The sequence below is a fragment of the Atlanticothrix silvestris CENA357 genome (assembly GCF_016056295.1).
Taxonomy (GTDB): domain Bacteria; phylum Cyanobacteriota; class Cyanobacteriia; order Cyanobacteriales; family Nostocaceae; genus Atlanticothrix; species Atlanticothrix silvestris.
Genome location: NZ_JAECZB010000021.1, coordinates 20,125 through 32,283, shown reverse-complemented (window position 1 = coordinate 32,283; position 12,159 = coordinate 20,125). Strand labels below are relative to the sequence as shown.

At 39.8% G+C, this 12,159-nt stretch carries 7 protein-coding genes and 1 pseudogene; 3 read left to right on the top strand and 5 right to left on the bottom strand.

The window, feature by feature from the left end; translation table 11 throughout:
- Positions 1-220 precede the first annotated feature (220 nt).
- Positions 221-1,816, bottom strand: coding sequence for a S8 family serine peptidase (locus I8751_RS10995; RefSeq protein WP_214439200.1), 1,596 nt, complete (start codon positions 1,814-1,816; stop codon positions 221-223).
- A 144-nt stretch (positions 1,817-1,960) separates the two neighbouring features.
- Between I8751_RS10995 and rpe the strand changes: the two genes are divergently transcribed.
- Entirely contained in the window at positions 1,961-2,668 is a 708-nt protein-coding gene (rpe, locus tag I8751_RS10990) for a ribulose-phosphate 3-epimerase (RefSeq protein ID WP_214439199.1), read from the top strand.
- Positions 2,669-3,094: 426 nt separating this feature from the next.
- On the opposite strand, the gene hpsJ-A is transcribed toward rpe, so the two are convergent.
- The 3 genes and pseudogenes from hpsJ-A to I8751_RS10975 all read right to left on the bottom strand — a co-directional run.
- Positions 3,095-3,817, bottom strand: coding sequence for an HpsJ-like protein, cyanoexosortase A-associated (gene hpsJ-A, locus I8751_RS10985; RefSeq protein ID WP_214439198.1), 723 nt, complete (start codon positions 3,815-3,817; stop codon positions 3,095-3,097).
- Positions 3,818-4,942: 1,125 nt separating this feature from the next.
- Positions 4,943-5,806: a cyanoexosortase A gene (gene crtA, locus I8751_RS10980; protein WP_214439197.1), complete on the bottom strand. Its 864-nt coding sequence runs from the start codon at positions 5,804-5,806 to the stop codon at positions 4,943-4,945.
- Between the two features lie 674 nt (positions 5,807-6,480).
- Positions 6,481-9,603 (bottom strand): annotated as a pseudogene (locus tag I8751_RS10975) (esterase-like activity of phytase family protein); the annotation flags it as partial.
- A gap of 690 nt (positions 9,604-10,293) precedes the next feature.
- Here I8751_RS10975 and I8751_RS10970 point away from each other — a divergent pair.
- Positions 10,294-10,926: a bifunctional 4-hydroxy-2-oxoglutarate aldolase/2-dehydro-3-deoxy-phosphogluconate aldolase gene (locus tag I8751_RS10970; protein ID WP_214439195.1), complete on the top strand. Its 633-nt coding sequence runs from the start codon at positions 10,294-10,296 to the stop codon at positions 10,924-10,926.
- A gap of 91 nt (positions 10,927-11,017) precedes the next feature.
- A complete protein-coding gene (locus tag I8751_RS10965; protein ID WP_214439194.1) occupies positions 11,018-11,539 on the top strand; it encodes a L,D-transpeptidase in 522 nt (173 codons plus the stop codon).
- A 51-nt stretch (positions 11,540-11,590) separates the two neighbouring features.
- On the opposite strand, the gene I8751_RS10960 is transcribed toward I8751_RS10965, so the two are convergent.
- The gene (locus I8751_RS10960; RefSeq protein WP_214439193.1) at positions 11,591-12,079 is read right to left on the bottom strand and encodes a hypothetical protein; all 489 of its coding nucleotides are present in this window, start codon (positions 12,077-12,079) and stop codon (positions 11,591-11,593) included.
- Between the last annotated feature and the right edge of the window lie 80 nt (positions 12,080-12,159).

Genomic DNA, 12,159 nt, shown 5'->3' with positions numbered 1-12,159 from the left:
CATTTTGTGCTTATTTTGCTATCGGCTAGGGAATTCCTAGATAATGAAATCTGCAATACATTTTTTGTAAGAAAGTTCAAGTAAACTTTGTTTGTAATTTTGAGAGAGTTAGTAACCGTTTCTCGTTACTATGCACATAATAACGAGAATAGAATGCGGGGTTTCACCCTGCATTCAGGTAGTAAGAAATGTTATTTATTTGCTATCTGAAATTTTTGCTTTAATTAACAGGAACACTCCACCAAGCTAAACCATAGGGTTGAGTTGCTTCGTTGACTTGTTGGCGAAACTGAACACGAATTTTGTAATTGCCAGTAGCAGGAACGGGGCAAAAAATATGTTCCACACTATCAATTGGACTGATGGAAGCACAAACAGTACCACCATCGGTATTTTTAGCATCAGTTTTTACTAAATAGAGATCGAGATTATTTAAACCGCGATCGCTAAAATTTTCGCCGAGATCAAATTGTTGGTTTTTATTTTTATCGTTTAACTCAACTAACCTATCCCAACTCAAGGTAACAGCGACAAAACTTCCTTGTTTTAACGGTTTGGCTAATAAATATTCCGCCGATGCTCCGGCATTCACTGTGCGATAATCCCAACCAATAGCAGGTACAAAAACTGATGGCTGCCATTGACCAGAACTAAATTGCTGATAAGCACGAAATGCGTTTAAATGACCTGTTCCCATTTGGGAATCTAACGGAATTGTAGGATCTTTGTAAGCATCAGAAGCTAACCAGTCTTGGTTTTGTTTATCAATTAGTGTCCGCATCATTCCCAGACGTAAACCATCGCGGCTATCTTGAATTTTTTCTGCTGAATTCAGTAATACAGCTTTCATGACTTGATGACGGCGACCATCGATACTCCAATTAGGTTTTTTTGTCCGCATTTGTCGGTCGCCAAATTCTTGTAATAAGGCAACAGTTGCGGTAACTTGGGGTGCTGCAAAACTTGTACCTGTGACTTTATTTAATTTGCCATCTGGATTGAGTAAGGGAATGTTATTGCCAGGTGCTACTAAACTAATGGCACGTCGCCCACCAAGATTAAACTCCTTACCAGCTAATCGGCCACTGACTCCTTGATTAGCACCCGCCAGATTAGAAACGTCAACTTTATTAAAAATCCCTCCTCGGCGAGATGAAAAAGCCACGTTTATGCCGTTAAAATTATCTGTAGGAATAGGAATACCTCCTTTACCCTGGTTGCCAGCGATCGCATACACGACATCATGAAAACGACTAGACCAGTCAACACATAATGTTAGTAAAGCTTTACCATCTAAAATAGCTTCTGGTCGAGGGTCACGGTTAAGAGATTCACCAAAGCTAAAGTTAATCGCTCGAACATCACCGCTATTTTGTAACGCTATGTGCTGTGCTGATATACACTCTTCTGGTTGACCCATATTTTTTGTAGAACCCACAGCAGATGAATAAAGTCGCGCTCCAGGAGCAACTCCAGGTACAGCTTTGTCTTGGCTGACCATGACACCAGCGACATTGTAAGCGTGAGAGTCAACACCACTATCAGATTTAGCTGGCCCATTACGTAAAAACACAGCGGCTAAGGATATAGCACGATTTTTAGACACAGCTTTATCCCAACCGAACATTCCCGGACGACCAATTTCTACTTGACCAATAGCAATCTTACGACCAGTTAAATTGTAAGGAGGTTGGTGTAGTTTTAAAGCATCAATACCGTTATTTCCTAAGAAAGTTTGTAAAGCTGAAGCCAGTACTGGCGCACTCAAACAAGAAGCACTCAATCCCCAAATTATCCAGCTTAGTTTTTTAGTCATTTGATTAGTAGTTAGAAATTATTATTCTCCCTCATCTCCTTAATCTATTACCTCTCTCAAAAATCACGGGATCAAAGTTATGAGCGATCGCTCAATGTTTTGTTACAATGCTCACAGACGAGGACGCTTAAAAACCCACTAGCCATGACCCAAAACCTATCTAAAAAGCCCATTGTGATTGCTCCATCTATCCTATCAGCCGATTTTAGTCGTCTGGGCGACGATATTCGCGCCGTAGATGCAGCGGGAGCAGATTGGATTCATGTTGATGTAATGGACGGTCGTTTTGTACCTAATATTACGATAGGCCCTCTGGTTGTGGAGGCAATTCGTCCGATTACGACAAAGCCACTGGATGTCCACTTAATGATTGTGGAGCCAGAAAAGTATGTAGAAGGCTTCGCTAAGGCTGGTGCTGATATTATTTCTGTACACTGCGAACACAACGCTTCGCCACACCTGCACCGCACCCTAGGGCAAATTAAAGAGCTTGGTAAGAAAGCGGGAGTTGTACTTAACCCCGGTAGTCCTCTAGAACTTATTGAATATGTTCTAGAGCTTTGTGATTTAATACTGATTATGAGCGTCAACCCTGGTTTTGGCGGTCAAAGCTTTATTCCCACTGTAGTGCCCAAAATTCGCAAGTTGCGTCAAATGTGCGACGAACGCGGCCTTGACCCTTGGATTGAAGTCGATGGGGGACTGAAAGCAAACAACACTTGGCAGGTATTGGAAGCAGGAGCTAACGCAATTGTGGCAGGTTCAGCTGTATTTAACGCTAAAGATTATGCTGAAGCAATTACGGCCATTCGCAACAGCAAGCGTCCCTCGCCAGAACTAGCAAAGGTTTAATAGGTTGTAGTCATCTAATATAAACCAAATACAGCAAATTTCATGTGGATGAGGTACATTACTCTTGCCTCTAGTCCCTTTCTTCTTAGAGCGTGTTTGAAAAGTCTAATTTAATACCAGCCCAGGCGACTGAAAGTCGCGCGCCACTTGCTTCTACCAAGGGGAGACGCTGCGCGAACAAGTCGGGGAACCGCAAGAGCGCAGTGGCTTCCCTCCGAGAAGGCCACCGACCTGGGTTGAAAACCTTGATTTTATGTTAGTCCGCGCAGGCGGAATTTGTTTGTGTAGTAGCGAATTATATTCGTCTAAAACTTTTCAAACATCCTCTTAAATAGGTGTCTACACCCAAGCGAAAAACGCTGTAAATAAAGGGCAATCAACGCTAAAGATTGCCCTTTTTCAATTGTCTATTTCAAGTTAAGTTTTCTATCTACCTATTCTTGCCCATTGGGTTAATTTCCAAATTGTAAAAAACAAAGTCGCAGAAATCAAAGCTCCGAGATTCCATTTCACAGAATTTTTGAATAAATTCAGCCGCTGAGTCGATTGATTGGCTTGTGCTTGATTTTTTATTTGTTCCTTAGCTTTAGAAACTTCTGACAAAACTTGGTTTTTCAATTCTTGAGGATTTTTAGCATTTGTTGAGCGTCCTTGGCTTTTTAAAAAATTATCTATTTGTTGGGGTGTAGCTTGCTTTAATCGCTTTTCTACCTGTTCAGCCTGAGACATTTGTTGCAGGGATGCAGTATTGATTTGAGTATAACTTTGCCTGTTGAGCCTGACAGTATTCACAATTCCTAAAGGAATCATGAATAAAAATAATGCAGCCAGCAATAAACTAAGCCAAGAAAAGAATTTTAACGTCAGAAATTCCCATCTTGCTCGTGCGTGTAGCTCGCCATAAAAAATTAATGTTAACCCAATCAAAGGTACAGGTACTCGTTCAACTAATGCGCCGAAAGTTTGAAATTCCCAAGACGGATTCATCAGTCTTAAGGGAATTAACATCTCTATGATGTCAAATAAAGCTAGTAGCAACAGACCATAACCCAAAATTCGCAAAAGAGCCATTGAGCTTACTTGGCTGAAGGTAAACTCCTGTAGCTCTTGTATTAGGGGGATAAATTTATCACTACTTGATTTTGTCATGTTCTTAGAAAAATATAAAAAATTTGGATTGATTGAGTTAGGACTTACGCACTATTTACGGAATAACGTAGACACGCTAGTGGTTTGCCGCAGGCTACCGCAGAGGCACAGCGAAAAATTGTCAGGAGGAGCCACTGCTTCGGGCGGGTTTCCCAGGCACTCCGTTGGGAAGACACTGCGTTGTGGTGCTATCCATTAGTCACATCTTTCTTTACAATCTTGAAACGCTTGTTTTGTAAGCATTTTAAACACTGAAGCATGAGACATACTTGACAAATTACTTTTTAATACTCTCGCTAAAATTGGGTTTTTATTGAGAATTAAAGACGAACGAATCAGGGTTACAGAAAGCGTGAGTGAATACTGTCGCAAATGTTGAGAAAGATCCGGGTAATGGATAGGTTGTGGTGAGGGGGTCGCAGTCTTGGCGGTTCCCGTCGATTGCGAACCCCCGAACCTGAAAGGGGGTTCCCACGCCACTTGCTCTACTTGGGGAAACCCCAAGACCGCAGTGGCTCCCCGTTGTAGCAAGTGTCGTCGGCTATGCCGACTTGAAGGAAGTGCCGCCGACTTGTAGCAAGTGGCGTTGGTTTCCCTCCGTAACAAACTTTTCAAGACAGAGGGCACTGAGGAATGAAAGTTTGAGAGATATTTTGCGTAAGTCCTGTGAGTATTAAAAATTGGGCAAAAAACGCTAGATAACTAGATGAAAATTGTGAGATATAGAAAAAGCAGGTTTACATATACAAACCCTGTATATTCGGGAGCATTTAAGTTTGTAAGAAATCCCTGGCGATTAAAAATCGTGGCTATACAAACTAAACCCGCACAGGCGGGTTAGATGGTTCGTGTAGCGTGCGCCTTAGCGCAGGATGATTCGTCAAAACAGGATGTTTCCGTATAGTGTTTACTTTTACAATCTCTTTGATACTAAGAAACAACATCCATCATAGTTTCTCATTTTAGGGGAAACTATGCAAACGCTATTTTCAAAGCGTCTAGTTTCTTCTGATTCGGGCTTGTTTATAGTCTTAGTTTGTAAAACCCTCATAAACACTAATACAACGCTGCCTAAGGTTATAGCTAAAAATATAATTCGTAGTTTTTGCCATAGATGCATAGCCTTTATGATTCCGCAATATCTTGGTTTTTTGCTTCCTGTTGTCGGAGCATAAAAAGGTAAAAGAAACCAAACATCAATACCCCAAATATTCCAAATAGTCGAGAGCCATCACCTTCATGCCAATAATCAAATGCTGCTGTGTTTTGATTGGCAATGATTATTGCTAAAAGAGCAACTCTTACCCCATTGATAATAAATGCTGAAGTGATAGCAACAATTGGCACAAAAATTCCCTTCTTTCGTTCTAGGGGAAACATCAGTAAACAAATTACGGCTATTCCTAATAAATGACTAATTAACTCTGCACCAGAACAACCGCTATACACTTTGATACTCCCTGTTGGCAAATTTATATAAATTCCTCGAAGAGATACTTCAAAACCTGAGTACCAAAGTAAGAAAGCCGAAAATTTTGCAGTTAATGGAGATATATCTATCGGATAAGATAGTAATAATTTTGGTATACCCAGAAAAAACATTATTGTTAATTCTTGCCAAAATTGTTTTAATCCCTTAAGTCCAGAAGCGATTAAGGCAAGACCTAATGCAGAGATAAATGGTGATATGTGAGTGAATATTCCCAGTAACTTACCGTTAGCTAAAGTGGCACTTTGCCATAATACAAAAGCAATAAGTAATGCACCTAAAAAGCTAGATAAAACACCACTTTCTAAGGTTAAGCTTTTGTGTTTTTCATTAACCATAGAGGCTACAGCTAATAAAAACAAGATACTCATGCCCAAATGAGAAGGATCTCCAGATCTCCATGTTATGGTCAGGAGAATTGCAATTAAGCCCCCTCCTATTCCTAGTAGCCAGAACTGGGTATTTTTTAGTGGTTTAATTGCAGATTGTGCAGCTTTCATGTAAATTTATTTGAATTAAATTTTTACCAAAAATAAATTTTAATGTAATTTTTTTAGAACAGTTTTGTTTAGCAACTCAGAGCTTATACAAGCGATCGCTAACCTCAAAAGTTTACTTATTTATCTCCAGTTTTGCTTTTAGCTACTAGATAATGTTAGTGCGTCACAGTAATTTTTACGAAAATCATTAGTACCCAATATTACTAGCTACGTAAGTTTAATCAACTAATTTCATTAAATATTAATAAAGTCTTCAATGTCATTAGCTTTCTACATCTGTTTTAAATTCAGCCAAAATCTAGATTCAACAAGGGTTATAGCTAAATGTTGATGACCTAGTTATATGAAGATTATATAAACTTTATTTTAAAAATACGTAAATGTAGTGTTATTTTTGTATTAAAAGCATACTAATATTTCAAGATATACTTAGAGTATGTTTTAAAAGTTTTGAGCGAATATCCTTGTTTTGTCACTTTCGGTAAACAATAATCGTAGCCAGACTCTGGAACTTTGAAAAAGAGGCAAGGGAGTAGGGGGGACAATAAAAAAGAGGGGAAATGTTATTTCCCCGCATTCAAAAAATCAACCCAGCTTAATTAACTTCGATTGTTAACTTAAAGCTGTAGCAATCTTCTCTACAAAACGCTATGTAAATAAATTCAGTCACTACATTAAGAGAACACGAAGTTATTTGCGGTGAGACTGGTTGATGTAATTCCTAATAATGAAACCAACTCAGTGCTGCCTGTTTTCACCAAAGTATCGTTACCTTGTTGTAGAAGTGTGAGGTCACTAAATTGAGTAGCTCCAATACCACCAACACCGATCACATCAATGCTTGCTGTAAAGTCGGTAATAATGTTCTTGCTAGTTGGGAGACTTGCATTAGCAATCCAGAATTGATCAATACCATTACCACCAGTGAGACTGTTGCCACCTTTTTGACCGGCAAATAGCACATCATCACCATCGCCACCAACCAAAGTGTCATTTTCATTGGCGAAAAGTTTGTCATCACCAGAACCGCCATAGAGACGGTTATTGTTACCGCCACTCTGGAGAGAATCGTTACCTGAGCCGCCAAACAGAAATTGACCAGAACCTTCAACTACTTGGAGGTTGTCACTACCTGCTGCACCGAATACATTATTACTTCCACCTGCTTCGATGACTTGGAGGTTGTCATTACCTGCGCCACCATCTGCATTGATATTTTGAGCCGGGCCATTTTGACCAATAAAGATCTGATCATTGCCGTCATTTGTGGACACTGAAGAATCGTCGCCTACCAGCACTGTGTCATCGCCTTCTCCGGTAACGATTGTGCCATTTTTCGCAGACTCTACAAAGTCTGCTCCGTTACCTGTGAATAAGGTTTGATCTGGCTGAACTGTAACAGCATCGCTGCTATCAGAACCAAACTTGATTTCTTCAGCTTTGGGCTGTCCTAATCCAGGAGCTAAATTCAATGGCTGCTCCAGTTTCAGCAGAATTATTTCATTGTTGTCTATAACTGGATTCTGCGGATCATTGCCAGGACGACCAGTTGAGAAGGGATAGTTGTTGTCATTAGCTACCAAAATGGTATTTTTGTCAACAACTATTACATCTTCAATAGTGACAAATGGGAAATCAAAAGTTGTTTTGCCGTCCCCATTTAAGTCGTTAGGGTCTTGAATGTTGAGGAGGTCAACTAATTCCACTTTCTCAACAAAGCCGTTGGCATCTACTTTGGAGATGTCAATTTTGAAAATTTTCTTGAATTGAGCAGACTCTCCCTGACCATTATCTCTCTCAATTACTAAAAATTCTTTGTCATTGATAGGAGTAAAGTCACCAATAGCATGTCCAGCAACTGCGGTGGGATAATAACCTACTAAGCCAGTGTACTCACTCTTAGCAACATCAAACTCGTAGATTCGCAGAGCGTTGGCTGGATCACCCTTAACTGCACCTTCCAATAAAGGATACAACTTGGTGCGATCGCTGTTATATGCCATACCCTCAAATCCGCGAGAACCAGAAAGATTAGGTAGGTATTCATCAACTACCATCCGTCCAGTTCTAGCGTAGTCAGTGAAGAAACCATCCAGTCCCAACTCAATTAATTGACGGAACTCATCTTCAGGAGTTTGAGGAGTACCATCAGGATTAAGGGTGAGATAACGTTCTTCATTCCTGAGAGTATATGGGTGAACTTGCATTCCTGCATCATGGGCCCACTCAACAAAGGGACGTACTTCTCCAGTAAGTTGAGTTGTGATTTCAGCTACGCCATCACCATTACCATCTACAGGGGTATCTAAAGGTTCCCGCAGGATGAAACTATTTTTCCAGGGGCCTATACCTTCAGCATAAGCACTGCCAATGTAATCGAAGACTTCTTTGGTGGCTAAATCTTGGTAATTTGTATCGGGTATACCGTCACCAGTGATATCTTGACCGAAATCTGGAACAATATCGACCAAATCACCGTAAGTGGAACGAGCAGCAGCGGCATCAAAATCTGGCTTGCTGAAATTCGCAATGATGTCGTAGGGGACAGAGAAACCACCACCAGAATCAGAGTTAGCAGCTTCTACATCTCCGTAGAGTTGTACTAGAGGCAAATCTGCCAAACCATCAGCAGGAAGCAGGTTGTTCTGTAAATCAATCAGGTTGGCGACCTCGAAGGACTGAATAAAGATCCGATTGGGATCTGTAAAGCCAGTTTCTTTCAGGACTGCAATTAAAGGTTCTTCTAGTGATAAGCCTTGGTCATCAAAAAAGGTAGGGTGTTTAGTCTCAGGATAGATACCAATTTTCTTGCCTGTTTCGGCTTCTATCTGCTGTACGAGTTCGATAACTTCTTTGAAGGTAGGAATTTCATACAGACCATCAAAGGCAGGATCGCGAAAGCTAAGAGGTTGAATCGCACGCAGTTGTTTGATTTCTGCAAGGGTGAAATCTTCTGCAAAGTAGGCAGTGACTTCTACTCCATCAAGCAGCTTGGTAGACTTGCGATCTGCACCAAAAACTTCTGCTACGTTGGTAGTGCCATCCAGGATGGGTTCATGACGAGCAATTAAAACACCATCTTTAGTGATTACTAAATCAGGCTCAATAAAGTCTGCACCCCCTTCAATTGCAACTTTATAAGCTTCTAAGGTATGCTCTGGGCGATCGCCACTAGCGCCTCGGTGAGCAATAACTAAAGGAGGATTGCCAGTTAAGGTGTTGAACTCGACAAGAGTGGGGTTTTGAGGCGATCGCACTTCTGTTCCACCGATGATGGTATCTTCTTTAGAAAGATTAGGAGTAACAATAGGTGCGTCAAGTAACTTGCCACTGGCATCGAAATGTAGCAGATAAGGGCCAAACTCTTCCCCAATCCAGATACTACCGTCTTTGTCTAAGACTATTGACTCTACATCGAAGTCAGCACCCGTTAGTAATCTATCGGTAGTTCCTTCATTAACAATTGAGAAAGGAATCTTGTTATTGGGGTCAGATAGTTGAATGAAATCTAAAATCTTAACACTGCCATCTCCATTCTCTATTCCCTTAAAGTCCGGGTCTGCACGATAAATACGCAGTAAATAGTCGGCACTATTATCTTTGCTACCGTAACCATTATCTGATAAGAAGTAGAGAGTGTTACTGTTGGCAAATTGTACACCGCTAAAGCCTTGAACTGGCTGTCCTGGGAACGGCCCTGTTCTGCCATTGCCTGAAATGTCTTGACCAGAAGCTGGCCCATCACTAAAGGTGTCAGCAGGTAAAGAAGCAAAACCCACTAGCTCAACTTTTGTTGTTGTTCCGTTCTCAATTGTCATAGCAGGATGTTTTTTCTACTTGAATTTAATTTTTCACACGCTACTTAAGTTCTTTTTTCATTAATTAGGTAATAAGAAATCTCTATTTTGAGAAACCGTAATCACCAAAAAATTGAGGATTCAAACTTGATTTGCAATTTTTCATTGGCGTTAGTGATTAGGGATATAGAGAATCTAAACCCCAAATGGGAACTTAAAGTAAGTAGTATGTGAAAAGTTAGATGGCATTAAAAATATTTTCATTGAAAGATTAAGAAAAAGATAACTTAAACAAAATAATTGGTTAAGATACATCAAAATAAAAAATATTTATATTGGACAGAACTTAGTTATCAGTTAGTAGATTTACTTTTATTTAAGTTGAACAATTTAGCTACTATCTAGGCAAAATATGGTAAAAATGCACTATTAATGCGATCCAAGACAAAATCATTCTTATTACTTGAATTAAAATAACTGTTAAATGCTTGATAATAAAATTAGATTTTATGAGTTTTGTATAGTTGATAAATTAATAAAGTCTTAGTTAATATATAAAGTAAAAATATTACTAAAGATGATATTTATCTAAAATGATACGATGAACTGAAAGGCAATCAGAGCAAAGCTTTCTATGAGAAGCTTGTAGTGAAGATTTCAGCCAATATTTGTTCCTATTTACATTCAATAATGTCTAAACAAGCTTGGTTATCACATCTGCAACAATACCGAGCGATCGCAGTCATCCGCGCCTCAGAAATGAAATTAGCCCAAAAAATGGCAATGGCGGTAGCATCTGGAGGAATGCCGTTAATTGAGATTACCTGGAATAGCGATCGCGCCCCAGAATTAATTAGTCAACTACGTTCGCAATTACCTAACTGTATTATTGGTACTGGTACATTATTCAATGTCCAACAATTGCAAGATGCGATCGCTTGTGGGGCACAGTTCCTCTTCACACCCCACGTTGAACCGATAATGATTCAAGCAGCGGTAGCAAAAGATGTGCCAATTATACCAGGAGCATTAACTCCTACAGAAATAGTTACTGCTTGGACTTATGGTGCAAGTTGTGTGAAGGTCTTTCCTGTGTCAGCGGTGGGTGGTGCTGACTATATTAAAAGTTTACAAGGCCCACTAGGTCATATTCCTTTAATCCCCACTGGCGGCGTTACTCTAGAAAACGCTAAAGAACTTTTACAAGCAGGAGCAGTAGCTGTGGGGTTGAGTGGTCAATTATTTCCCAAACATTTGGTAGCTGAGGAAAATTGGCAAGCGATCGCTCAACAAGTAAGTAAATTGATCGAGCAACTAGCATAATTGGGGATGTAATTATTTAAAACACATAGTTATAACAGCAATAGGCTACAAATAAAACTTTAAATCTCAACGTCATTTGAGTGTATTTACTATGAAAAGTCTGATTTATTCTGACTGGGTGCGTCACTTAAAAATCTTACTTGCTGGTACAGCACTGTCCTTGAGTGTAATGGGAGGTGGAACATCTGAAGTTTGGGCAGATTCAAGCAACCAGAAGATTAAACAAACTGTTGAAACATTACAAAAATCTGATCAACGTTGGATTCAAATTAATCTTTCAAAACAACGATTAATAGCTTGGGAAGGTGGAAAACCTGTATATGCCATCTTGATTTCCTCAGGCAAAAAATCCACACCCACTCGCATTGGGAAATTTAAAATTCAATCGAAGCACAAATCTACCCGGATGCGGGGAAGAGATTATGATGTTCCCAACGTTCCTTATGCGATATTTTACCAAGGCAATTATGGTATTCATGGTGCCTACTGGCATCGAAGATTTGGTACTCCAGTCAGCCACGGCTGCGTCAATATCGCACCAGATCATGCTAAATGGTTATTTAATTGGGCATCAGTAGGGACACTAGTAGTTATCTCTAGGAGTTCGATTTGATTTTTGAACAACCAAATTGGCTAGCTAGAGAAATATTTTGAAAAAAAGGTGCTAGTCTGCGATCGCCCACTTCACATAAGGTCGAGAACCTAATATGGCACGAGTGCTAAATTCAGAAGGGTTGCTAGGAGTATCCTTGGGTAAATCTACGCGGAACAAAACCTGACCGTTTTGGAACGACAGACGATATGGCAGCTCTTTATGAATAGCTCGACCAACACAGGAAGTATAAGTTTGTTTTAAAGGCGCTGTATATTCTACAAATTTTTTACCTGCTGATTTCAACTTGGTAACACCTGCAATTGGGTAAGTGTCGGCAATTACAGTATGTTCCCCACCACCTTCGTAGTAACGAAAATTTGTCCAAACACCTATTGTTTTTGGACAATTGCCCTTTTGAATTTCTACACTAAGCAAAGTATTTGGTGGAGTTGTTGGCAGTTTTGGTTTTTGGATTTCAGCAAATGCGATTATGGGTGCTGTAACAAATAGAGGGCACAAAATTCCGCCAAAACCAATGATTGGTACCAGATTTTTCATAAAAAAGTTGTCAAATTTCAACTATTTCAAAAAAGTTGACTGTCATAATTTTGTGAAAGTGCCATATTATTTGTAAATTT

Bases quoted from the DNA above. Each gene is read 5' to 3' on its own strand.
- rpe (WP_214439199.1), top strand. From the start codon at position 1,961: ATGACCCAAAACCTATCTAAAAAGCCCATTGTGATTGCTCCATCTATC.
- I8751_RS10995 (WP_214439200.1), bottom strand. From the start codon at position 1,816: ATGACTAAAAAACTAAGCTGGATAATTTGGGGATTGAGTGCTTCTTGT.
- crtA (WP_214439197.1), bottom strand. From the start codon at position 5,806: ATGAAAGCTGCACAATCTGCAATTAAACCACTAAAAAATACCCAGTTC.
- I8751_RS10970 (WP_214439195.1), top strand. From the start codon at position 10,294: ATGTCTAAACAAGCTTGGTTATCACATCTGCAACAATACCGAGCGATC.
- hpsJ-A (WP_214439198.1), bottom strand. From the start codon at position 3,817: ATGACAAAATCAAGTAGTGATAAATTTATCCCCCTAATACAAGAGCTA.
- I8751_RS10960 (WP_214439193.1), bottom strand. From the start codon at position 12,079: ATGAAAAATCTGGTACCAATCATTGGTTTTGGCGGAATTTTGTGCCCT.
- I8751_RS10965 (WP_214439194.1), top strand. From the start codon at position 11,018: ATGAAAAGTCTGATTTATTCTGACTGGGTGCGTCACTTAAAAATCTTA.